This window comes from Exiguobacterium sp. s189 (assembly GCF_018617615.1).
Classification (GTDB): domain Bacteria; phylum Bacillota; class Bacilli; order Exiguobacteriales; family Exiguobacteriaceae; genus Exiguobacterium; species Exiguobacterium aestuarii_A.
Genome location: NZ_JACSKM010000002.1, coordinates 335,294 through 356,824 on the forward strand (window position 1 = coordinate 335,294; position 21,531 = coordinate 356,824).

Genomic DNA, 21,531 nt, shown 5'->3' on the forward strand with positions numbered 1-21,531 from the left:
AAGCGGTTTCGCGTTATCAATTCGTTTACAAACGACAAAAAAACAGCCCTTATGTGTCTAAGGACTGTAATATAACTGATTATTCATTCGTTTTCTTGTATGGAACAAAGTAAAAACCACCATCCATGACGACTGTTCCTTGCTGACCTTTCGGAATGTTTTCATAGATTTCTCCATATTTCGAAACGGTCTCACTTAACTTCAGCGTCGGGGTAAGAAGCGTATTTCCGTCATTCATAAAAATCTCGTAACGTGTCGGCTCTCCCTCTTGTTTAGACAAGATGACTTCCGACATACGGGCTCGCGTCGCGTCATCGACTTGTTCCAACTCACTGGCAATCTTTTCGAGTTCTTTTTCCGAATTGAACTCTCTTAGCAATGGACCATCTTTTAACTTCTGAGGGTCGGTGATGGTGCCGGTCGGATGAAGTGATCCGTCTGCTAAAACGACGACATCTCCCGTCTCCGCACGAGCATAAGCAATCATCTTCTCTTCTGTCACGTTTACGTGAATGACGTTATACCAAGATCGGTCCACATCTACCCGTTTGACACCCGGCAACTTTTCCATTTGGGCACTCATCTTGCTCGGTGATAGACTGACAAATTTTGTCGATGTGTCGAGTTCCATGTCTTGAAACACGTAGGATTCATCAAGCCAGTATAGCCCAGATACGTTCACTTCTTTCACGTTCGACATCGAAGTTTGCATATAGACCACGAGTAGGATGAGAATCCCAAACAAGGAAAGCACGGAGAACATCCGACGGTTCGCTTTTTTCCGTCGCTGCTTTTTCATGTACGGAATACGGTCTTCTAGACTGCGTACCGTTTGTTGGCTTGGTTCCATCGGATTCTACTCCTTTATCGAATGACTTCTTCTACTAAGTCGGCTAATGCATCCGACGCGTCCGGGAATCCGAGGGCACGGGATGCGTTCGCCATCTCTTCTTGTTTGTCGAGCACTTGGCGAATCGCTTCGACGAGCGTCTCCCCTGTCAACGACTCCTCTTTCACGAGTAACGCCGCACCGTTTTCAACAAGGGCAGAGGCGTTCTTCGTCTGATGGTCTGCTGTCACGTATGGGCTCGGAATCAATACGCTCGGTAAGCCGAGGGCGGTCAATTCAGAAATGGTCGAAGCTCCCGCACGCGAGACGACGATTGACGTACAAGCGAGTAAGGCCGGCATGTCATAGACGTAAGAATGAACATGTACGTTTTCAGACGTTGGCGCTTCTTTCGATACAGATTCGTAATGAACTTTCCCGGTGACGTAGAGGACGTTGATTGGTAAGTCTGAAAGCGCCGGGATGGCCTCAATGACGGCACGGTTGATTGCTTCGGCGCCACGGCTCCCTCCGTAAATCAGTACGATTGGTCGTTCATCCAGATTGTACTGTTCTCGTACAGCTGCATCGTCCACTTTCGTCTGTAGCACTTCACTTCCACGCGGGTTTCCAATCAAGCGCACATTTGCCCCAGGGAAGTGAACATCGGACCCTTTAAAGGAAAGGGCGACCCGATCCGCTTTTTTCGATAAAAACTTATTCGTTAACCCTGGGATGCTGTTTTGTTCATGCAAAATGGTCGGGATGCCGAGTTGTTGCGCCGTATAGACGACCGGTCCTGACACGAATCCGCCCGTTCCGATGACGACGTCCGGTTTGAATGCTGCCATATCTTTTTTAAGAGAGCGGACAGCTTTCAAGAACCAGTACGCCGTTTTTAAGTTCTCGAGGGAGAGGGACCGTTTCAATCCAGCGATTTGAATCGATTTGAACGGGACACCTGCTCGAGGAACGAGATCGGCTTCTAACCCATTCTCCGTTCCGACGTATTGTACCTGTAAATTCGGGTGACGTTTTTGTAACGTCTCAATCAATGCGAGGGCCGGATAAATATGACCACCAGTACCTCCACCAGAAATCATGACTTTCATCGGTTCGCCTCCTCATATGCGCGAACGAGATGGACGAATTGTTCGCCTCGTTCTTCAAACGTCTTGAATTGGTCCCAACTCGCACAAGCAGGAGATAAGAGAATGACATCTCCCGTCTCAGATTGTTCAAACGCGAGTGGAACAGCGTCTGCTAACGTCTCGACCGTGAAAGACGGAATCTGTTGGGATTCCCCAAGCTCTTTAAAACGCTCTTTTGTCTCACCATACGCGACGACAGCTTTTACGTTTGAGAGAGCTGTCGCGAGCGAAGATAAGTCCGCTCCACGTTCGAGTCCTCCACATAGCCACACAATCGGAGCATCAAATCCTCGTAGTGCCGCTTCCGCCGCGACGTTGTTCGTCGCTTTCGAATCATTGTAGACGGCACGTCCGAGAACGTCACCTAAACTTTCAGTCCGATGCGCGACACCGCCAAAGTTTCGTAATACTCGCTCGACGTGTGCTTTTGGAAGTGCAAACGGTTCGACCAACAGAAGAGCCGATAGTACGTTCTCGACGTTATGGGCACCACCTAATGCCAATTCATTCACACGAATGATTCGCTCTCCGCGTACTGTGACCCAACCGTCCACGACGGAAGCATCTCCTCGCTCAAAGCTGAACGTATTCGGTTCAAGATGAGCCGGGACACGTTTCATTACTTCAGCGTCTGTCACTTTGACGACGATTTGGTCGTCACGTGTCATCTGACGGAACAAGTTTCCTTTTGCATCTGCATACGAGTCGAAGTCGCCGTGATAATCGAGATGGGCTTCTGATAGATTGAGCAACGCTGCCGAACGCGGATGGAAGGACTCAACCCCCATCAACTGAAAGCTCGACAGTTCAATGACAATCAATTCGCCCGCTTTCGCGTTTGTCGCGACCTCTATGGCCGGGAATCCGATGTTTCCCGCGAGATGAACCGGGCGCTCTCCGCCTTTGAGTAACTCATAGACGAGTGTCGTTGTCGTCGTCTTTCCGTTCGAGCCTGTGATTGCGACGAATTCTGCCTCGGTTGCCATGTAGGCGAGCTCCACTTCCGTGTAGATTGGAATCTCACGGGACATCGCTTCTTGAAGCAACGGGATGTGATACGGGATCCCTGGATTTTTGACAATCAACTCTGTCTCATTCAACAAAGCGAGAGGATGTTCATTAAACACCGATCGAATCCCAAGTGACTGAATTTTTTCCTGCTCGTCTTCGGGAGGGATATTCCCCGTATTGATCGTCACATCCGCTCCCGCATGGTGCAGATACGTCGCCGCTGCGATTCCGCTCTTAGCGGCGCCGAGGACGAGAACTTTTTTACCGTGCCATTGCTTTTCCATCTGTCTCACCCTTTTACATGAGTAGTAATGATAAACCTGCTGTAATTAAACTGATTCCACCGAACGTAAGGACGATTCGCCATTCCGACCAACCGACCATTTCGAAGTGGTGATGAATCGGGCTCATTTTAAAGATGCGCTTCCCTGTCGTTTTGAATGAAAGAACTTGCAAGATCACGCTCAATGTTTCGATGACAAAGATGATTCCGACGAATACGAGGAGCAACTCAAGTTTTAACATGAGTGCTAGTCCAGCGACGGCCCCACCTAACGCGAGCGAGCCTGTGTCGCCCATGAATATTTTCGCCGGGTATTTATTGAAAACGAGGAACCCGATTAATGCGCCGACGACGGCGAATGCGAACCAGGCAATCCCAAGCTCATCTTGTGCGAGCGCATAAATCCCAAAGAATGTGAACGTTGGAATCGCCGAGAACGAGACGAGACCGTCAAGGCCGTCCGTCAAGTTGACGGCATTTGAGAAGCCGACGAGCCAGAAGATGACGATGGCGATATAGAACCAACCCGTCTCAAATGAAATCGATGTGAATGGAATCGAAATCGATGTATCAAGCTCTCCACCAAGTGATAGGAACCAGGCGAACAGAACGGATACGACAATTTGACCAATCAACTTCTGAAGTGACGTCAACCCGAGGTTTCGTTTATTGACGACTTTAATATAGTCATCTAAAAATCCGATTACCCCGAACGCCATCGTTACGAATAGAAGTGTCCCGAATCCGGCGACCGCTTCCCCGAAGATGACAGATACGATGAAGCCGACTAAGATGGCGAGCAAGATGACGATTCCGCCCATCGTCGGTGTTCCCGATTTCTTCTGGTGCCAGCCTGGACCTTCATCACGAATCTCTTGTCCAAATTTTAACTGACGCAATGCCGGAATAGCTCGCGGCATGACGATTAATACACTTAATAATGCACTGATTAAGACAATTAAACTAATTAACATGTTGCTACCTCACTACTCTATTTATTGAACGAGACGCTCAAGCGCCAGTCCTCGAGATGCCTTTAACAATACCACAGTATCCGGTCGTTGATAACGATGAAGGAGCGCCTTCGCTTCCTCCACGGTCGGGACAGATGTGACGTTCACACGCGTGTCTTCAATCCCATCCGCAATCCATTTCGCCTTTTCACCAACGAGAATACAATCCGTCACAGGAGATGTCACGACGCCGCCCACTTGTGTGTGCTGGGCTTGTTCATCCGCTCCGAGCTCATACATATCGCCAAGGACGAGCACGCGCTTCGAGAAGCCTTCGAGCGACTTGACCGTTTCAATCGCCGCAATCATCGATGTCGGGCTCGCATTATATGCATCGTTGATGAGATGCGCTTCACCGAACATCTGCTTCTCCATTCGCATCGTCGTCAGTTTGATGCGGTCAAGACCGCGTTGAATCATCGTATGATCAAGCCCGAACTCGAGACCGCATGCAATCGCATAAGCTGCGTTTCGGATTTGATGGGCACCGAGCACCTTCAGCTCGTACAAGTCACCATTGTATTTAAAGATGGATGCGTCAAACGTCGTCTCGACCACTTCGATTTTCCCGTCCGCCGTCTCATCGTATCCGACTCGATAACCTTGACCGGCAAGAAGCGGCTCGTCCGCATCGACGATCAATCGTCCGTCCGGTTTCAGACCAGCTTTGATTTCAAGCTTCGCTTTCGCGATCCCTGAGCGTCCGCCGACTTGTTCACCATGTGACTCCCCAATGTTCGTGACAAATGCCACGTCCGGTTTGGCAAGTTTCGACAATTGCTCGATTTGACCGAATCCGTTCATGCCCATCTCTAACACGGCCACTTCCGTGTCGCGGGGCATGCGAAGGACGGTAAGCGGTAAACCAACGTCCGAGTTGAAGTTTCCAGCTGTCTTGTGCGTCTTGAATTTTTCTTCAAGTACGACGGCAATCATATCTTTCGTAGACGTTTTTCCGTTTGAACCGGTAATGGCGACCACGAGTGGATTGATTTCCTCTAAATAGCGTGCAGCTGCCGTTTGCAAGGCGTCAATCGTCGATTTGACGGGGATGACGAACACATTGTCCGGTTGAGGGCGACCTTCTTCCCAAAACGTGACGATGGCCCCTTTCTCAATCGCTGCTTCGATGTAGTCATGACCATCAACACGTGCACCGACGATCGGGACAAATAGCCCTGCCCCATTCTCATCTCTCGAATCTGTGGCGACGCGTTCGACGAGACGATTGTCTTCCACGTCGATCCCAAACCAAGACGCTAATTTTTGAACTGTCAATTGTTCCATACAAACTTCCTCCTCATACATAGGAAAAGAGAGCCGCAGCCCTCTTCATCTCGTGCGTTAATTCGATGGTGTCTCCAATTTCACTTTCAAGGAGGCACCCGTCTTGACAGGTTTCCCTTTGCCAATCGATTGCGATGTGACAAATCCGGTACCATCGATTTCTAAATTTAATTGATAGAGCGTCGCTAAACGTTTTACATCTCGTAACGACCACCCTTTTAATGTTGGCATCGTAAACGAATTACTCGTTTTTAGCAACAGTCGCTCACCGACGACATAAGATTGTCCCTTTACAGGACTTTGAGCCGTCACTTCATCCCCGTCACCTAAAACGATCGGATTGAACGAACTGTCAGTCGCCTCTTTTACGACATCTTCACGATTTTTACCGATATACGATGTCACCGTCTTTGTCGAGGCCTCAACCGCTTTTTCTTGCTTTTCAGGCTCGACACTCCGGTAACGTAACGCGACATCCATCACATCTTTGAAAAGTGGTGCCATGATGCGTGGACCCGTTGTTGACGAGTCACTGTTCGGACGATCGACCGCGATATACATGACGAGTTCCGGATCGTCTTCCGGTGCCATCCCGACGAATGAGTGAATGTACTGTCCGCTCAAATACTTTCCGTTCTCAGCGATTTGGGCAGTACCCGTCTTCCCGACCACTTGATAGTTATCTAACGCATACAATTGGCCTGTTCCCACATCGCTATTGACGACACCGTCAAGTGCTTCACGCGTCTTTTTCGCAGTCTCTGCAGTGATCGGTTGACCGACCTCTTTCGGGTTTGTCGTCCGAATCGTTTCGCCCGTCTCGCTGTTGACAATCTTCTTAATGACGTGCGGTTGTTTCATCGTGCCGTCCGTTGCAATCGCAGATGTCGCCTGCAAGATTTGCATCGGTGTCACCGCGGTCGATTGTCCCCAAGCTGTGATCAAGACGTTCATCGGACTCTCGAAGTCGAATTGACTGTTTACCTCACCAGGTAAATCAATTCCGGTCCGTTGATCGAACTTGAACGCTTTAAAGTAATCTTCATAGCGACTGAGACCGAGTCGTTCGTTCGCTAAGATTGAGAACGCGACGTTCGACGAGTGCCAGACGCCTTCTACCATAGGAATGGTACCCCATCCGGTAATGTTGTAATCATTGAATACCGTCTTGCCGTACTTGTATGAACCAGACTTGTACAATTCATTTGGGTTATACACACCCTCGTTGATTGCAGCCGCCAACGTGAAAATTTTCATCGTTGACCCTGGCTCAAAGCGAGACGAGACCGAGAAGTTACTGTATGAGGAAATCTCACGCGTATTCGGGTCGAAAGATGGACGGTCCGATAAGGCGATGATTTCCCCTGTTTTCGGATCCATGATGATGGCCGTCGCATTTTTCGGTTCATACTCCTCATATAATTCATTCATCTTCGTCTCGAGCAGCTGTTGAATCCGATGATCAATCGTCAGTTGCACATCAGCCCCGTCTTCTGGCTCGATTTTTAATTGTTCATCGCTCGAGACGAGTTCACGCCCCGCCAAATCTTTCTCAAATCGGTACAAGCCGTACGACTCACTTAAAATGTCGTTGAGCGATTTTTCGATTCCAAGTTCACCGACGAGCTCGATCCGACCGTTTTGGTCAATCTTTTGCGCATAGCCGATGACCGAAGATGCGAATACTTTATTCGGGTAGTAACGTTTCGGTTCTTCGACGAACGTGATACCCGGAAGTTCGAGCGCTTCGATCTCTTCTTTTTGTTCAACGGTCAAATCACGCCCCGGAACCCCGAACTCGATTTGGCCGCGGTCGACATTTTGCTCAAGTCGCTTTAAGATGTCGGCCTCTGTCATCGGGAGCACGGTCGCGAGTTGTTTCGCGGCTTCTTCGAACTCGTTTGGCATGAGCGTCTTCCCTTCGACCCGCTCGCCACCAAGTTTTAACACGGCGACAAGTCGATACGATGGAATGTTGATGGCAATCGGTTGACCAAAACGGTCGTACACTTCGCCTCGTTCGGCTTCTAACGTACTGACTGCCTTCCACCGCTGCTCTTCAGCGAACGCCAACATATTCTCGCCTTTATATGTATGGGTGACAGACAAGTAAAGAAACCATCCGACAAAAAATAAAAAGAGTGGGGTGAAGCAGACAATCGCTACCCACGCCACTCTTTTTTTACTCTGTTGTAGAGAATTCATCAATCAATCACCTTGACGTTCTTCTCATTGAATTTCATTCCGAGTTTCTCGGCAATCGCGTAAATTCGTTCTGGCGAGCTTAGTTGGGCGATTTCATACTTTAGTTCTTCGTTTTCTTTTGCAACCCCATTTACCTGCTGGTTGACGGCTGCCGTATCACGCATAATGTTATACGCTTCGTTGTGTTTTGACACCGTGATGCCACCGAACATGACCACTGAACCAATCATCACTGGATACAGGATCGATTCAAACAAGGTCAACGTGCGTCGTTTTGGAGCAGGTATTGGTCGTTCTTGCGGAATCGGATTTCGATTCGGTGTAACTTGAGGCTGCAACGCCTTACGGGCAGCTTCTGGCATCAGGTATCCCTCCTACAAAGTGATTATTTTTGTTTTTCGGCCACTCTCAGTTTTGCCGAGCGTGAACGACGGTTATCTTCGAGTTCTCCTTCACTCGCCACGATTGGTTTGCGTGTGATCAATTTGAGTTCAGGTTCGAACTCTTTCGGAATGACCGGCAATCCTGGTGGTAACGGCGGGTGTTGGCTCCGTTCTTTAAACACTTGTTTACAAATTCGATCTTCTAATGAATGGAACGTAATGACACAGATGCGTCCGTTCACTGCGAGTAAATCAATCGCATCTTGAACGGCACGGTCGAATACGTTCAACTCGTCATTGACGGCGATTCGAATCGCTTGGAACGTTCGTTTCGCTGGATGACCGCCTTTGCGTCTTGCTGGTGCAGGAATCGCTTCTTTAATTAAGTCGACAAGCTCAAACGTCGTCTCAATCGGTTTATCGGCACGGGCTTGCTCAATCTTTCGTGCGATTTGTTTTGAAAACTTTTCCTCCCCGTATGTAAAGAAAATACGAGCAAGTTCTCCAAACGACCATTCATTCACAACATGATAAGCTGAAAACTCTCGCGAGCGATCCATTCTCATATCGAGCGGCGCGTCGTAATTGTAACTGAATCCACGTTCTGCCTCATCAAGCTGTGGCGATGAAACGCCTAGGTCGAATAGTACGCCGTCCACTTTTGTCACGCCATGTTGGGCGAGTTCTTCTTTCAAGTGAACGAAGTTGCTCTTTATAAACGTCACACGGCCTTCATAAGGAGCCAATCGCTCTTTCGCATGCGCGAGCGCGACGTCATCTTGGTCGAACGCATATAGTTGTCCCGTCGTTAGACGCTTGGCGATTTCTTCACTATGACCCGCTCCACCTAACGTACAGTCCACATATATACCATCTGGTTTGATGTTCAATCCTTCAATGGACTCCATTTTTAAAACCGTTTCATGCTCAAACATTCAAAAAACCCTCTCAACCTACATATTTCAACTGTTTTATTACACTTACTTTATCATAAAAATGTCAAGGTCCGTACAGGTTTTTAGCGAAAAGAGGAAACAAAAAGGTAACAACAAAAAAAAGCTCCTGACAAATGTCAAGAGCTGTTCAAAAAAAGGTTATACCTTGAACAAACATCGCTCCGCTTCCGATTGCTCGTAAGCGTGCTTCATCCGCTCAAAAATATCCAAACCATGTCGATTCAACATTGGGACCATCGATAAAATACGCTCCTGAGGCGCATTCATTGGGAACAGTCGAGTCGAAAGATGAATGCGCCGTGCGTTCAATCGATATTGATCACGTTTTGCCTCGGCACGCATCTCATCTGCCAACCGTTCAAGAACGTGTCTCGACTTCGACTCAAATCGTCTGCCGTGACTGCGGGCTTCCTGGCTGACCGCCTCCGTGAGTGTCCGATACGCATATAGTTTCGCTTCGAACGCCTCATCATCAAACGGATGATCAGGTAGTGGTTGCTTCATATATTCCTCAAGTGTGACGCCTTCTTGTCGTAATTTCTTTTCATCGTTACTCGAGACGATTAAACCACCGAGGCGTGGTAAAAGTAGCGGCATTTTCCATCCAATCTCGTGGAATAACGGACGGAGTTGCAGCCAGTAGGCGATTTCTCCAGGACCAGCGACGTAACCAAGCGTCGGAAACAAATAGTCTTGCATAAGCGGTCGAGAGACGACGTTGTTTGAAAAGCGTTCTGGGTGTGCTTCAATTTCATTGAGCAATTCGGTCTCCGTGAATCGATGTCCACGTTTTGTCGTGTATACCGAGTCGATTTTTGTGAGCAGCTCACGCGTCCCGTCATGGTAAAAAAGATGCGCCGCCTCTTTATTTAACTCGACGGATGGCATGCCGTCTTCAAAGGCATGTTCGAGCGCTTGTTGCAATGCGTCATGTTGCTCAATCAGTCGACGGAACATTGGACGTTCAAGTGCGCGTACGTCTCTCGCGTGCGGGTCAAACAACAAAAAGTCGTTCCCTACGAAACGGCGCATCATTCCTCCAAAGAACTGCGCAAACGAATGACTTCCTTGAATGAGTTCAATCAACTCCTGATACAAACGTAATGTATGAGGTGTCTCCGTCTCGTTCAACAACACCCGTTGCGCCATTTGTACCAATTCAAGTTTCACTCGGTCGAATTCAAGCTCTCCTACAGATGCTTTCCCTGCTAGCGGAAGCGTGGATAGTGCATCTTTTTTTAACGTTCTCGAAAACGTCTGGGTCGTGAAGACATGATTGATTTCCGCGAAGTCATGATCTTCCGTCGCCATCCAGAAAATCGGAAGGACCGGTTTGCCGAGCTTCGCTTCCGCCTCTTTCGCTCGTTTGATGACCGCTAGCAATTTATATACAGCGAACAGAGGGCCTCCGTACACGCCGACTTGTTGACCGGTCACCATAGCATATGCTTCACGCTGTTCGAGCAAATCAAGATTCGCTGATAGACGTTCCGATAGTTCCCCGAACTGCCGTTGCTGCTGTTTTAAAATGTGGACGAGTTCATGGAGATGGTCGTATGAGCGTCCTGCAATCTCCGTTGCGCGCTTCTCGACTTCATCCATGCCTCGATAATCGAGCCAGCGCCCGTACCCTTCTTCAATCTGTATCATCGGGGATGTGGGTGCATATAGGGCATCAAATGCTTCTACCTTCACGTATAACAACTTCCTTTCAATCAATCAACGAATCATTTCTTGGGCCACGCCGATCGCAAACAAAATCGCATGCGTCGGGACTAGGAGTAAAAAGAGCAAGCGCCAGCCGTGGACGAACATCTTCGTGAACAACACTTCCTCATAACGAATCCGCTGCCAGATCGCATTGATCGGAAAGATGGCGCAACATGCCGCAAGCAATAGAAGAAACACTTCCGTCCCGAAGATGGCCTCAAGTAAAACGCCGCATGCATAGAACCAGAGTACGACCCCGGCATCGCAGGCGAGTTTGAATGAGTTGATTGATTTCGGCATAATTTTTCTAAGTATCATATACACCATAAACCATAAGATGAGTGGAAATGAAACGATATACACTAGCACGATGCGCTCGCTCCTATAATCAGTTTATGTAGCAGGGGGATAACTGTAAGTGAAATCTTCATTTGTTCGGCTTTCTCAATCACTGGTTTTAGAATCGCATCCACTTCTGTCGGTCGTCCCTCTTCAAGATCACGTAACATGGAAGAACGATTCTCGGCAGTGCGTTCGATGATCGACTCGATATAAGCATACGAGACACGCTTTGAAAATAGCGGCGTTAGTTCCTCGTAGATGGAATGCGCAATCTCACGATATGGCGCGTTTGCGAGCGCACCATTCGTAACACGGCATAGTGCTGTGATGGGGTTGATGATCGCATTCGCAAATAGTTTTTCAATCACGACTTGTTCTATGTCTTCTTCCCAGATGACCTGAAGGGGACTATCTTGAAGTGTGATTGGAAGGAGACCTGTCATGCTCCCGATTCGAATACGCCCGAGTCCACGATGCTCGATGGTGTTTCCTTGTTTCGTCACCCCGTGTTCGACGACACCTAAATGAAATCCACGTTGTTTCGCATAATCTAGATGGGCAATTCCGTTCGAGCAAATGAAGACAGGAACCGCTCCAGAGAGTCGTGCCGTAGCCTGTTCGACTTGATGGGCTTTCGTCGTGACAAAAAAGAGATCTTGGTCAGTTTCTTCTAATGTGGCACTAGATTGTAGCGATACATATGCTGACCCATTCGTCATACCCGTTCGTGTGATTAAAATCTTTTCAGGTGATCCGCTTCGTCCATATACCGTCACCTCATAATCATCAGCGAGCAAGGATGCCATCAATAGTCCGACCGCCCCGTTCCCGATGATGCCAATCCGTTTGATGGAGTTCATACATGCTTCCCTCCTGAATAGAACTATTTTCGCACAAAAAGTTTACCACATCTTTTCGCCATGACCCAAAAATGACAAACAAAAAAAGAAGTGACCTGATATCAGATCACTTCTTCTCGCATTATTTGCTTGTTACTTCTTTACCGTTGTAATGTCCGCAAGATTTGCAAACACGGTGTGAAAGTTTCATTTCGCCACAGTTCGGGCACTCGTTCATACCAGGTACGTTGAGTTTGAAGTGAGTACGACGAAGACGTTTGCGAGTTTTCGACGTTCTACGGAATGGTACTGCCATCGTTGTCCACCTCCTTGAAAAGTTAACCTTCCTCGTTCTCTTTTTTCGAGAACAGGTCGGCCAGTCCCGCGAATCGCGGGTCAATTTTTGGTTGGGCATCAGGCTGTTCGTCAGTGAGCGTCCAGCCTTCTCCTTCAACCTGAGTTTTGTCTGTTTCGTTCCCATAAACTTGCATCGGGACGTCTAACATGATGAGCTCTTTTACAATCGGTACAAGACTGATTGTATTTCCTTCTGGCAAATTCACGTCATCGAATTGCTCCGTATAACGCCCATTCTCCAAAAAGAAAGGCTCGAGCGATTCAATATCAAATTCATAAGTGACGTCTTCTAACGTTCGCGCATCTGGCAACGTCAGATCACCTTGAATCTTCAGATTGAATGTAACTTGATTAGATGTGAACGATGCATCCCCGTGCACATGCACCGGGCGAATCGAACGGATATCCGGATGGAGCTGAGTCAGCTCTGGTAGTTCTACCATCTCATCGATCGTAAAACCGTCACCCTGGTTTCGGAGCTTAAGTAGCTGTGCAATAGACCATTTCATCCGAATCACCTCAATTGCAACAATATGAATTATAGATAGGCCAACTTGTTTTGTCAATGTTTTTTCTTTACACTAAAATCAGTTGACGACGGCGCTTTGCCAAAGCGTACTTACTCATCTTACACCAATCCATACGACAATGCAAAGGAGTAAATCATGCAAAAGACGGCCATTATCGCAGAGTACAATCCGTTTCACAACGGACACTATTATCAAGCGCAAACCGCACGTCAAGAAACCGGGGCTGATGCCATGATTGCCATCATGAGTGCCCAGTTCACTCAACGAGGAGAACCAGCCTCATTCGATAAGTGGAAACGGGCAAGAGCGGCCGTCGAGAGCGGGGCAATCGATCTCGTTGTCGAACTACCGACCAAGTATGGGGTACAACGGGCGGATCGCTTCGCCATGTCTGCCGTCTCAATCGCCGAACAACTCCGATGCCAAACGCTATCATTCGGAAGCGAAAGCGGAGATGTCGACGCCATTCTTCATGCAGCACAGTCAAATGTCGAAGAGACACCTCTGTATAAAGAGGCACTCCACCAAGCACTACAAGAGGGTCATTCGTCGGCGCAAGCTTCAAGTCGGGCTTTCCGCACCGTCTATCCGTCGTTTGATTTGACACGCCCTAACAATATTTTGGCGTATCATTACGCCAAAGCAGCAAAGACGATTCAGTTACATACGGTGAAGCGTCTCGGGGCAGATTATCACGACACCTCACTCACAGACGTCATGTCGGCCACCGGCATCCGGGTCCATTACCTAGAAACGGGTGAAGTTCGTGCCGTTCCGGCATCGACAGAAGCGATGTTCCAGTCGCAATCGATGACGCATTGGGAACTGTTTTGGCCCGTCTTACAATACAAACTCCGCACGTTGCCGCTCCATACGTTGAGCGAGCTCGTCGGCATCGACACGTCCCTCGCACCTCGCCTTAAACGAGCCGGATTCGAAACATCGTTTGAACATGCCCTCACATCCGTTTCGACACGTCGCTATACACGCACATCGATTCAACGAGCGTTCGTGTCCATTCTTCTGCACTGGTTAAAAGAAGAAGCACCGACACGTTTTGATGATGTCCCCTACGTGAGACCGCTCGCGTTTAATGACATCGGTCGTGTGGCATTACGGGATGTGAAACAAGAATTGCCGCTCATCGGTAAGTACGATGAACGGCTCGATTTTGAAGCGCGTGTCACTGAGGCGTATCGACTGCCGCTTCATAACGACACATTAATCGAACACCGCCAGCGACCTCAGTTCATCTCTTCTAAATAACGGATTGCATCTTCGACCGTCTTGACAGGGACGACTTCTATGTCACTGTCGAGACGGTCACGCGATTCAAGCGCTTCCTCATAATTCGAACCGGCTGGGACGAAGAAGACTTCGGCCCCTTCCTCGTCCGCTGCGACAATCTTTTGCCACGCGCCTCCGATTGGTCCGACATTTCCTTCCTCATCGACGGTTCCTGTGCCGGCAATCCGCTTTCCATTCGCCAAATCGCCCGGCGTCAACTGGTCATAAATTTCTAACGTGAACATCAATCCTGCGGACGGTCCCCCGACATTTGTCAAAGCGACATCGACTTTAGGGTCTGCTGTGATCTCCTGGACAGGAAGTGGCTCATAAATACCAATCCCGACGCGGTCACCACTTTGGTCAATCGGTTGAATGAGCGTCTGCACGACACGTTCCTCCCCATCTCGCTCAATCGTCAACTCGACTTCATCACCAGCATCCGATTCCATCACCCGATTTAAAAAGTCCATACGTGTCGCAAATGACATGCCGTTGATTGCCGTAATGACATCGCCCGGCTTTAAGAGATTGGCGGCGAGAGAGCCCGGAATCGGCGCAGAGACATAAATCCCTTCGAAATCGACCGTCACTTCTTCGCCAGCGAGTTCAAATGCATATTGGATTGCCGCTTGTTGAGAGGAGTCCATCAAAAGTTGTTGACGTCTGTCGTAGTCCGCCTCACTTTCTCCATCGTATAAATAACGACTAGATAAATTGGCTTCTGTGAACGGTGTGACCCAACTCTCCACTAACCAAAACGGTGTCGCTCTCCGTTGTGAAATGGTCACCATCATCAGTTCCCCTTCATCCTTTTCGCCACCTTCGACGGTCAGGAACTCTTCAATCGACGTTGCCGCACCTGGTGAAGAGATGTAATAAGGGAGCGGAACGAAGAGAAATAGAAGAACAGTGACGAGCAGACCAAGCCCGATTTTTAGTGATTTCATTGTCCCGAACTCACTTGATACTTTTTACGTAACGCGACTTCGACTTGCTCTGGGACGAGTTCATTAACTGATGCACCATATTTCGCTACTTCTTTCACGATAGATGAGCTAAGGAATGAGTATTGACTGTTCGTCATCATAAACAATGTTTCCACGTTCTCATTCAATTTCTTATTGATTGATGCGATTTGAAGTTCGTATTCAAAATCAGATACGGCCCGCAGTCCACGTACAATCGTTGCCGCTTCTCGCTCCGCGGCATATTCGACGAGAAGTCCACCGAACGCGTCAGCCGACACGTTCGGAAGATGTGTCGTCACCTCTCGGATGAGTGCTAATCGTTCTTCCACATCAAATAGTGGGGCCTTGCTGGAATTTTCAAGGACGGCGACAATGACTTCGTCAAAAATCGCAGCTGCTCGTTCGATAATGTCTAAATGTCCATTTGTGATCGGGTCAAAGCTCCCCGGGCAAATCGCAATCCGCTTCATTTGTTTCACTCCTCAATCGATGCATACTCATAAAAACTGATGGTGATCACTTCTGAGTATCGCTGTTCTTTAATTCGTTCAAGTCGTCCGATACGTTCCGGCAATGTCACGTCACTCCCGTGTTCGCAGACGATGACGCCAACATCGATCAACATGTCAGCTTCATCAATCAATCGTAAGAAATTCTCGTGCTCTTCCGCATGATACGGGGGATCCATAAAGATCAGCTTAAACTGTTCTTTCTGTGCGCGAAGCTGTTCGAGCACCGCCTTGGCGTCTTGACGATACACGTTCGCCTTCTTTTCATAATGGGTCGCCCGCAAGTTTTCTTGAATCGTTTGCACGGCTTTCGGTTGACGGTCGACAAACACCGCTTCGTCACACCCTCTCGACAACGCCTCGATGCCAAGTCCACCACTGCCCGCATAGAGGTCTAACGCTTTCCCACCAGAAAAATAGGGTCCAATGATGTTGAATAACGATTCCTTTACTTTATCTGTTGTCGGCCGCGTAGCCGTTCCTGGGACCGCCTTTAAACGGGTCCCTTTTCGTTCTCCAGATATGACACGCATGTCTTTCCCTCCAGCAGAAAAGATGAAGGTGATGCCACCTTCATCTTTTTGTTTATTTCGATTTTGTCTCGTACGTTTCGGAAATGAATGGACGCTCGCTCCGAACGACCGCTTCCACGAACGGCAATGCCTTTACTTGTTCGAGTACAGCTTCATGACCTTCGAGGTCTGTATAAAGAAACGCATACTTCTCTCGTTTTGAGACAAAGTACAGATTCGCATAACGTCTTAACGCTTTCACTTGTTTCAAGGAATTCACGTATACGACGAAGCCAATCCGTTCATTCAACTTAGACGGCGCATCCACAACTTCCGCCTCCTCCGCAACTGCCACCACCGGAACATCCACCTTCGTCAAAGAATGGATTACCAGTCGGGACCTTGATTTTAGGAGAGACTGAATGAGCCAACAGTTCACTCACTTCCCCTAACAACTTATCCAAGCTTCGTTCCGCTTTTTTGAACGCAGCGATTTCCGGCTGAACGTCAAGACGACGTTTGATGAGATGCATCTCTTTTTTGATGCGGTCGTGGTCCGGATGGTGCTTCCCGAACCGCTGGACGTACTCATAGTCCTCTTTCATCTTTAGGAACTCGCGCTCGATTTCCTTCGCTTCTTGTGATGCGAGACGTGCCGCTTTCGTTTGAATATATGTTTGAAACGATTCGCTTGCTTCAATCAAATCGGTCAATTCTTCAGTTTGATCGAGCAGGGCAATCGTCTGTTCAGTGATTATCATACCCCTCACCCTTTCTGCCATGATTTTACCACAATTGTTTCCCTATGTAAGCAATCCACACTATAATTGAAGTTGACCGCAAGGCGTTCAATGTAGAAAGGAAGTGAATAGACGTACCCAGTGCGTCTGTATATGAAAAAAGTTTCTTTTAATATGATTCGATCAGCCGGAATCAAGACGGATTATGCGAAGCCTGAATATTATTATGATCAACTCGATAAAGTACGCGAAGCTGACCTCGTTTTGTTCCCCGAGTACTGGATGGTCAACTCCATCATTTACGGAATGAACAAAGCCATTTTCCCGTCTCCTGCGACATATCATCTCGGGCACGACAAAATCGAGATGACACGTGCCTTTAAAGCGACGTATCCTCACCGTATTCCGAAGACGCTCATTTACGGAAAAAATCCATACACGATTGAACGCGTGTTGGAAGAGTTCCACTATCCGTTCGTTGCCAAAAAGGCCAAATCCTCGATGGGACAAGGGGTATGGTTGATTAAGAACGACCAAGACTGGTTAGAGTATGTCGAGAACCATGATACGTTCTATGTCCAAGAGTTCATCCCAAATGATCGCGACTTACGAGTCATCATCATTGGTGAAGAAGTCGTCGGTGCGTATTGGCGCGTCAGTGAAGCGTTTTTGAATAACGTCGCCCAAGGAGCTAACTTCTCGTACGAAGACATTCCTGAAGACGTCGTCAAAGAAGTTCAAACGATTGCGAATACGTTGCACATCAATCACGCGGCGTTTGACGTTATCGTGACGGAAGAAGGATTCTATATCTTGGAATTCAACGTCTTTTTCGGTTCGGAAGGACTGCTCCCACTCGGGGTAAAACTCCCTCAAAAAATCGAAGAATATTTATCTACATTAAGCTGATCAATCGTTCATCTTTTTTTCACAATTTGAACACACGTTATTCCAAGAACGTTTTTGAATATGGTATGATGACATATGAGGTTTATTCGAAAAGGGGGATTATGATGAAATTTGAGCAGTTCCACATCGAGGGAAAAGAAATCCGTTTTGGTTTGCTCGAGACGATCATGGATCATCATCATTTCATCCGTGAAGGTGCTTGGGATTATGAGCGTGCCACGTATGATATGAAATATGAGAAACAATCGACTGGCGAAACATTCTATCTTCGCTTACCTGTATACGCTATTGAAGGTCAAATCGAAGATCGTCACGCTGTTGTTAAAATGCTTACACCGATTTTAGGGAAGCATTATTATCCACACGGTGTTGAATACGATGAAGTCTTCCCAGAAGAAATCGTCCGCGACTGCGAACGTCGCCTAAAAGCGCTCGCAGAGACACTAGAAGTCAAACCCCTTGCATAAGCAAAGGGGTTTTTTTGGCTATATCGGAGGTTCACAGCCCTTGAAGAATTCAATCTATCTTGAAAAAGAGAGTAACCGGTTATGCAACGGAGCATCACGCATCCAGTTAAAAATGATTCATCTTCCTGATTCAATTCATGAATTGGAACAAATGATTTTTTTTGAATCAATCCAAACTCTTTATATCTCAACTTATCAAATGAAAGATAGAGATCTATTAGAGCCTCAAGCAATGAGTGATATCCGAACTCAATGGAACGAGTCATTCAGGACACACATCGTACTTTCCAATGAAGCAGATTTAGATGACTTTGAAAATGGATATTGCTTCTTCGCAGAACTTTTTCATGACCCACAAAAAAATAGGATATTAATCCTTTATCAAGCTCACTAAAAAATACGATTATAAAACAAAGCCCACAGAAGCAAATTCGCTTCTGTGGGCTTATATTAATCGGTCGCAATGATGGTCAACGTCACATCGACCTGACCGAGCAATAAATCAAATTGGTCACGAACGTAGCGATACAATCGCTCCGCCTCGACGAGTGGTAAAGATGCAATGATTCGATAATCATAATGGTCTTTCGATTGAGATACGACTTTCACTTCTTTTAAGCCGAACTCAATGGCGCTACATGCGATTAAATCTTCAATCGCCCGTTCTGCAATCGTCACGTCTCCGTATGAATAGTCATTCCCAATCACAGCCATCGTATCGTTCATGGTGATCACTCCTTTTCATTCGCGAGTACTTTAACGTCCTCCATGATAGATTCGATATCAACGGGTTCATCCCCTGCTGTCGCCATCTGAGCGACGGCACGAACATCATGATGACGGTCGATGACGTACATCGTCGTCGCATGCGTCACAAGCCCGCTGTTCGCCTTCGAATAATAAAATTGCAGCTGTCGAGTGATTCGGTCGATATCGACTTGATCTCCCGTTAACATCTTCCATCCTTCAGGCTCCGCCTGGAACGCTTCCCCGTAGTTTTTGAGTACGGGGACCGTGTCCACTTTCGGGTCGACCGTGATGGCGACGAGCTCTACGTCTGAACCGTATAGATTCTCTGCCTTCAACTCTTTCTCCAGCTTCATAAAATCACGTAGCGTGAGCGGACAAATATCAGGGCAGTTCGTATAAAAGAATGTGACAATTTTTACTTTTCCATTATCGGAATTGTATGTTTCTTCATTCAATGCGTTCGTCAATGTGAACGGGGTTGGCTCTTGGATGACCGGCAAGTCGTCTTGGTTGAAGAATACAAAATACACGGCTACTCCGATGACAACGAGCGTCAGGACAGTCAAACCGACCGTCATATAGCTATTCCGTTTCATACAACTCTCCCTCTCTATGGATCATCCTCCGATTATCGCGCGGAATACGTTCGTCGTTTCACCCGGGTCATATGCCACATAGAGAAGAATATAAACCGTCACACCTGTGATCGCTGTGAAGAACCAAATCACTGATGCTTTCGGTCCGATTTTACGGTGTTTCTCAATCTTGTTTTTATAACCGAGATACAAGGTGATCAAACCGAGGACGCCACCTGTAGTCGCGAGTAGGATATGGAAGATCATAAAGCCGAGATAGAACGGTTTGACAGAATCCGGTCCCCCAAATGCCGTGTTCCCGACAAAGATGGTACGTGAGACGTAAAGGATGAAGAACGTCGTCGCTGCAATCGCGGCCGCCGTCATCACTTTCTTATGTTTTTCGATGTTGCTACGGTCTTTTGCGATGATCACCCATCCGATGGCGACAAGAATCGCACTGATGACAATGAATGACACACTAATTAAGGCAAGATAGTTCATCAATGTTTCCCCTTTTGTTCTGTTTAATTTTTCTCGTTCGTTTCCTGCGGAGTGAATGACATGCCTTCATCCAGCGCAAGAGATTTTGTACGACGTACCCAACCGAAGAACGTCCAGCCGAAGAAGAAGCCGTAGACAATTTCTTGACCGAGTTTCATCAAGACGCCACCGAATCGCTGATCTTCGAGCGCACTGTTCGTCGCTCCCATGAGCGCCTCTAAGTTAATTCCCGACACGTCCCCATTCGGTAGACAGTATCCAAGTACCCTAGCGAACGTCTCCGGGTCCGTATACGCGTTATATAGCGTCGTTTGACTGAAGATGATGAGCGCACACGCTGGTGTTAACAACACTCCGTTGGCGATGATATACACCATTCGTTTTAAGTCAGACATGCCTTCCTCTTCGTCCGTCACTAGCGGAACGATGACCGGGTACCACATCGTCAAACTAAAGACGACTAATGCACCATGGAAAATGCGGTGTACGCCATAGTTCGTCAAGACATAGTCAAATACGACCGGCATGTGATAAATCGAGAACAATGCGTTGAATAAAATGAGCGCGATGAGTGGCTTTGTTAAAAATTTAAACGTTGGCCCAATGAATTTGAAGCTAAGTACTTTTTCAAACACCCAGTACGGTAGACCGTAAACGACGAGTGCCGGCGCCAAAATATAGACGAGCACCATTTGGAACATATGCACCGATAAAATGATATGTGCCAACACATCGATCGGACTTCCGAAACCGATATAATACAAGACAATCGCAAACAACATACTAAACTTTTGTAATAACGTGGTCGAGGCATATCCTCGCTTCGCCATTCTCTCTGTCACGACGGCGTATAACACATAAATCCCGACCATGAGCAATCCGAACAGCGGACTCCATAACGTGAGCCAATCAAATTGATTGAGCAGCTCCGACGTATTCCAGAGCATCCGTTCACCCCTTTTCTTTCTCTCCCTAACCTTTGAAACCGTTCACTTCAAGATTACTATTCATTCATTTTTGAAGTAAAGGAAAAAGGACCGAATCATCCGTGTTTCCACAGATGTTCAATCCTTTGTCACAATTACCAAATGAGTATGCGTAGTGCCGCAACCGTGATGATGGCGACGAAGATGCCTAACCACATCATGCCGACGATCCATGTGTTCCCACGGTTATTCATATGCATGAAGATATATAACTGTAGGAAGACTTGGATGACCGCCAAAATGATTAAGAAACCACCAGCTGCCCAGACTGGCATCAGTTCCGCATAAACGGCACCGAATGCCACGAACGTGAGTAAAATCATCATGGCAAAGCTGATCAACTGAAGTTGATACTCGCGCTTCGATTCTGCTTTTACTTCAAGTTCTAATTGTTTGTGTGATTCGTTCATTGCTCGTTTTTCCAT

27 protein-coding genes are annotated in these 21,531 nt (G+C 47.6%); 4 read left to right on the plus strand and 23 right to left on the minus strand.

The annotated features are described in order from the left end of the window. Positions 1–79 precede the first annotated feature (79 nt). From KNO99_RS04500 to KNO99_RS04560, 13 genes are all read right to left on the minus strand, one after another. Positions 80–850, minus strand: a complete 771-nt coding sequence (locus tag KNO99_RS04500; RefSeq protein WP_214745592.1) for a cell division protein FtsQ/DivIB — start codon at positions 848–850, stop codon at positions 80–82. Between the two features lie 14 nt (positions 851–864). Next, a complete protein-coding gene (gene murG / locus KNO99_RS04505) occupies positions 865–1,941 on the minus strand; it encodes an undecaprenyldiphospho-muramoylpentapeptide beta-N-acetylglucosaminyltransferase (RefSeq protein ID WP_214745595.1) in 1,077 nt (358 codons plus the stop codon). Further along, entirely contained in the window at positions 1,938–3,275 is a 1,338-nt protein-coding gene (murD, locus tag KNO99_RS04510) for a UDP-N-acetylmuramoyl-L-alanine--D-glutamate ligase (RefSeq protein WP_214745598.1), read from the minus strand. The genes murG and murD overlap by 4 nt, the downstream gene beginning before the upstream one ends. A 13-nt stretch (positions 3,276–3,288) precedes the next feature. Beyond that, positions 3,289–4,248: a phospho-N-acetylmuramoyl-pentapeptide-transferase gene (mraY, locus tag KNO99_RS04515; RefSeq protein WP_214745601.1), complete on the minus strand. Its 960-nt coding sequence runs from the start codon at positions 4,246–4,248 to the stop codon at positions 3,289–3,291. A 21-nt stretch (positions 4,249–4,269) separates the two neighbouring features. Beyond that, positions 4,270–5,574 carry a UDP-N-acetylmuramoyl-tripeptide--D-alanyl-D-alanine ligase gene (locus KNO99_RS04520; protein ID WP_214745604.1) on the minus strand — a complete coding sequence of 435 codons (1,305 nt, stop codon included), beginning with the start codon at positions 5,572–5,574 and terminating at the stop codon, positions 4,270–4,272. A gap of 57 nt (positions 5,575–5,631) precedes the next feature. After that, on the minus strand, positions 5,632–7,779 hold the full coding sequence (locus KNO99_RS04525) for a penicillin-binding protein (protein WP_214745607.1): 2,148 nt from the start codon (positions 7,777–7,779) through the stop codon (positions 5,632–5,634). Then, positions 7,779–8,141: a cell division protein FtsL gene (ftsL, locus tag KNO99_RS04530; protein WP_214691757.1), complete on the minus strand. Its 363-nt coding sequence runs from the start codon at positions 8,139–8,141 to the stop codon at positions 7,779–7,781. Before ftsL ends, KNO99_RS04525 begins: the two co-directional genes overlap by 1 nt. Positions 8,142–8,164: 23 nt before the next feature. Continuing rightward, positions 8,165–9,097, minus strand: coding sequence for a 16S rRNA (cytosine(1402)-N(4))-methyltransferase RsmH (gene rsmH, locus KNO99_RS04535; protein ID WP_214745610.1), 933 nt, complete (start codon positions 9,095–9,097; stop codon positions 8,165–8,167). A gap of 159 nt (positions 9,098–9,256) precedes the next feature. Next, positions 9,257–10,813 carry a bacillithiol biosynthesis cysteine-adding enzyme BshC gene (gene bshC / locus KNO99_RS04540; protein ID WP_371743041.1) on the minus strand — a complete coding sequence of 519 codons (1,557 nt, stop codon included), beginning with the start codon at positions 10,811–10,813 and terminating at the stop codon, positions 9,257–9,259. Between the two features lie 24 nt (positions 10,814–10,837). Further along, complete coding sequence (locus tag KNO99_RS04545) at positions 10,838–11,197, minus strand: DUF3397 domain-containing protein (protein ID WP_214691755.1); 360 nt, start codon at positions 11,195–11,197, stop codon at positions 10,838–10,840. Further along, positions 11,191–12,030: a 2-dehydropantoate 2-reductase gene (locus tag KNO99_RS04550; RefSeq protein WP_214745613.1), complete on the minus strand. Its 840-nt coding sequence runs from the start codon at positions 12,028–12,030 to the stop codon at positions 11,191–11,193. The genes KNO99_RS04545 and KNO99_RS04550 overlap by 7 nt, the downstream gene beginning before the upstream one ends. A 121-nt stretch (positions 12,031–12,151) precedes the next feature. After that, positions 12,152–12,325 (minus strand): 50S ribosomal protein L32, encoded by a 174-nt coding sequence (rpmF, locus tag KNO99_RS04555; protein ID WP_015881300.1) that lies wholly within the window; start codon positions 12,323–12,325, stop codon positions 12,152–12,154. A 22-nt stretch (positions 12,326–12,347) separates the two neighbouring features. Continuing rightward, the gene (locus tag KNO99_RS04560) at positions 12,348–12,875 is read right to left on the minus strand and encodes a YceD family protein (protein WP_074034907.1); all 528 of its coding nucleotides are present in this window, start codon (positions 12,873–12,875) and stop codon (positions 12,348–12,350) included. A gap of 156 nt (positions 12,876–13,031) precedes the next feature. Here KNO99_RS04560 and KNO99_RS04565 point away from each other — a divergent pair, with 156 nt between their 5' ends. Next, positions 13,032–14,162, plus strand: a complete 1,131-nt coding sequence (locus KNO99_RS04565) for a tRNA(Met) cytidine acetate ligase (protein ID WP_214745616.1) — start codon at positions 13,032–13,034, stop codon at positions 14,160–14,162. Here KNO99_RS04565 and KNO99_RS04570 read toward each other — a convergent pair. The 5 genes from KNO99_RS04570 to KNO99_RS04590 are packed head-to-tail and all read right to left on the minus strand — an operon-like array spanning position 14,141 to position 16,936. Next, on the minus strand, positions 14,141–15,133 hold the full coding sequence (locus KNO99_RS04570; protein ID WP_214745619.1) for a SepM family pheromone-processing serine protease: 993 nt from the start codon (positions 15,131–15,133) through the stop codon (positions 14,141–14,143). The two genes, KNO99_RS04565 and KNO99_RS04570, sit on opposite strands and share 22 nt — an antisense overlap. Further along, positions 15,130–15,624 (minus strand): pantetheine-phosphate adenylyltransferase, encoded by a 495-nt coding sequence (gene coaD / locus KNO99_RS04575; protein ID WP_214745622.1) that lies wholly within the window; start codon positions 15,622–15,624, stop codon positions 15,130–15,132. The genes KNO99_RS04570 and coaD overlap by 4 nt, the downstream gene beginning before the upstream one ends. A 5-nt stretch (positions 15,625–15,629) precedes the next feature. Then, positions 15,630–16,196 carry a 16S rRNA (guanine(966)-N(2))-methyltransferase RsmD gene (gene rsmD, locus KNO99_RS04580; RefSeq protein ID WP_214745625.1) on the minus strand — a complete coding sequence of 189 codons (567 nt, stop codon included), beginning with the start codon at positions 16,194–16,196 and terminating at the stop codon, positions 15,630–15,632. 52 nt (positions 16,197–16,248) lie between these two features. Beyond that, positions 16,249–16,533: a YlbG family protein gene (locus KNO99_RS04585; protein ID WP_243834772.1), complete on the minus strand. Its 285-nt coding sequence runs from the start codon at positions 16,531–16,533 to the stop codon at positions 16,249–16,251. Then, a complete protein-coding gene (locus tag KNO99_RS04590) occupies positions 16,487–16,936 on the minus strand; it encodes a YlbF/YmcA family competence regulator (protein ID WP_015881293.1) in 450 nt (149 codons plus the stop codon). Before KNO99_RS04590 ends, KNO99_RS04585 begins: the two co-directional genes overlap by 47 nt. A gap of 153 nt (positions 16,937–17,089) precedes the next feature. On the opposite strand from KNO99_RS04590, the gene KNO99_RS04595 reads away from it, so the two are divergent. The 3 genes from KNO99_RS04595 (at position 17,090) to KNO99_RS04605 (ending at position 18,685) form a co-directional block, all read left to right on the plus strand. Beyond that, positions 17,090–17,824, plus strand: a complete 735-nt coding sequence (locus tag KNO99_RS04595; RefSeq protein WP_251130942.1) for an ATP-grasp domain-containing protein — start codon at positions 17,090–17,092, stop codon at positions 17,822–17,824. Between the two features lie 104 nt (positions 17,825–17,928). Continuing rightward, positions 17,929–18,291, plus strand: coding sequence for a YugN family protein (locus KNO99_RS04600; protein ID WP_015881291.1), 363 nt, complete (start codon positions 17,929–17,931; stop codon positions 18,289–18,291). Positions 18,292–18,331: 40 nt separating this feature from the next. Continuing rightward, positions 18,332–18,685, plus strand: a complete 354-nt coding sequence (locus KNO99_RS04605) for a hypothetical protein (protein ID WP_214745631.1) — start codon at positions 18,332–18,334, stop codon at positions 18,683–18,685. Between the two features lie 56 nt (positions 18,686–18,741). Here KNO99_RS04605 and KNO99_RS04610 read toward each other — a convergent pair whose 3' ends face one another. From KNO99_RS04610 to KNO99_RS04630, 5 genes are all read right to left on the minus strand, one after another. Then, the gene (locus KNO99_RS04610; protein ID WP_214745634.1) at positions 18,742–19,017 is read right to left on the minus strand and encodes a hypothetical protein; all 276 of its coding nucleotides are present in this window, start codon (positions 19,015–19,017) and stop codon (positions 18,742–18,744) included. A 5-nt stretch (positions 19,018–19,022) separates the two neighbouring features. Continuing rightward, complete coding sequence (locus KNO99_RS04615; protein ID WP_214745637.1) at positions 19,023–19,637, minus strand: SCO family protein; 615 nt, start codon at positions 19,635–19,637, stop codon at positions 19,023–19,025. Positions 19,638–19,658: 21 nt separating this feature from the next. After that, positions 19,659–20,120, minus strand: a complete 462-nt coding sequence (locus tag KNO99_RS04620; RefSeq protein WP_214691745.1) for a DUF420 domain-containing protein — start codon at positions 20,118–20,120, stop codon at positions 19,659–19,661. Positions 20,121–20,143: 23 nt separating this feature from the next. Next, positions 20,144–21,067, minus strand: coding sequence for a cytochrome c oxidase assembly protein (locus tag KNO99_RS04625; RefSeq protein ID WP_214691744.1), 924 nt, complete (start codon positions 21,065–21,067; stop codon positions 20,144–20,146). 134 nt (positions 21,068–21,201) lie between these two features. Continuing rightward, the gene (locus tag KNO99_RS04630; RefSeq protein ID WP_214745640.1) at positions 21,202–21,531 is read right to left on the minus strand and encodes a cytochrome C oxidase subunit IV family protein; all 330 of its coding nucleotides are present in this window, start codon (positions 21,529–21,531) and stop codon (positions 21,202–21,204) included.

Excerpts from the sequence above, each read along its gene's own strand:
- KNO99_RS04500 (WP_214745592.1), bottom strand. The coding sequence starts at position 850 with ATGGAACCAAGCCAACAAACGGTACGCAGTCTAGAAGACCGTATTCCG.
- murG (WP_214745595.1), bottom strand. The coding sequence starts at position 1,941 with ATGAAAGTCATGATTTCTGGTGGAGGTACTGGTGGTCATATTTATCCG.
- murD (WP_214745598.1), bottom strand. The coding sequence starts at position 3,275 with ATGGAAAAGCAATGGCACGGTAAAAAAGTTCTCGTCCTCGGCGCCGCT.
- mraY (WP_214745601.1), bottom strand. The coding sequence starts at position 4,248 with ATGTTAATTAGTTTAATTGTCTTAATCAGTGCATTATTAAGTGTATTA.
- KNO99_RS04520 (WP_214745604.1), bottom strand. The coding sequence starts at position 5,574 with ATGGAACAATTGACAGTTCAAAAATTAGCGTCTTGGTTTGGGATCGAC.
- KNO99_RS04525 (WP_214745607.1), bottom strand. The coding sequence starts at position 7,779 with ATGAATTCTCTACAACAGAGTAAAAAAAGAGTGGCGTGGGTAGCGATT.
- ftsL (WP_214691757.1), bottom strand. The coding sequence starts at position 8,141 with ATGCCAGAAGCTGCCCGTAAGGCGTTGCAGCCTCAAGTTACACCGAAT.
- rsmH (WP_214745610.1), bottom strand. The coding sequence starts at position 9,097 with ATGTTTGAGCATGAAACGGTTTTAAAAATGGAGTCCATTGAAGGATTG.
- KNO99_RS04550 (WP_214745613.1), bottom strand. The coding sequence starts at position 12,030 with ATGAACTCCATCAAACGGATTGGCATCATCGGGAACGGGGCGGTCGGA.
- rpmF (WP_015881300.1), bottom strand. The coding sequence starts at position 12,325 with ATGGCAGTACCATTCCGTAGAACGTCGAAAACTCGCAAACGTCTTCGT.
- KNO99_RS04560 (WP_074034907.1), bottom strand. The coding sequence starts at position 12,875 with ATGAAATGGTCTATTGCACAGCTACTTAAGCTCCGAAACCAGGGTGAC.
- KNO99_RS04565 (WP_214745616.1), top strand. The coding sequence starts at position 13,032 with ATGCAAAAGACGGCCATTATCGCAGAGTACAATCCGTTTCACAACGGA.
- KNO99_RS04570 (WP_214745619.1), bottom strand. The coding sequence starts at position 15,133 with ATGAAATCACTAAAAATCGGGCTTGGTCTGCTCGTCACTGTTCTTCTA.
- coaD (WP_214745622.1), bottom strand. The coding sequence starts at position 15,624 with ATGAAGCGGATTGCGATTTGCCCGGGGAGCTTTGACCCGATCACAAAT.
- rsmD (WP_214745625.1), bottom strand. The coding sequence starts at position 16,196 with ATGCGTGTCATATCTGGAGAACGAAAAGGGACCCGTTTAAAGGCGGTC.
- KNO99_RS04590 (WP_015881293.1), bottom strand. The coding sequence starts at position 16,936 with ATGATAATCACTGAACAGACGATTGCCCTGCTCGATCAAACTGAAGAA.
- KNO99_RS04595 (WP_251130942.1), top strand. The coding sequence starts at position 17,090 with ATGATTCGATCAGCCGGAATCAAGACGGATTATGCGAAGCCTGAATAT.
- KNO99_RS04600 (WP_015881291.1), top strand. The coding sequence starts at position 17,929 with ATGAAATTTGAGCAGTTCCACATCGAGGGAAAAGAAATCCGTTTTGGT.
- KNO99_RS04610 (WP_214745634.1), bottom strand. The coding sequence starts at position 19,017 with ATGAACGATACGATGGCTGTGATTGGGAATGACTATTCATACGGAGAC.
- KNO99_RS04615 (WP_214745637.1), bottom strand. The coding sequence starts at position 19,637 with ATGAAACGGAATAGCTATATGACGGTCGGTTTGACTGTCCTGACGCTC.
- KNO99_RS04620 (WP_214691745.1), bottom strand. The coding sequence starts at position 20,120 with ATGAACTATCTTGCCTTAATTAGTGTGTCATTCATTGTCATCAGTGCG.
- KNO99_RS04625 (WP_214691744.1), bottom strand. The coding sequence starts at position 21,067 with ATGCTCTGGAATACGTCGGAGCTGCTCAATCAATTTGATTGGCTCACG.
- KNO99_RS04630 (WP_214745640.1), bottom strand. The coding sequence starts at position 21,531 with ATGGAAAAACGAGCAATGAACGAATCACACAAACAATTAGAACTTGAA.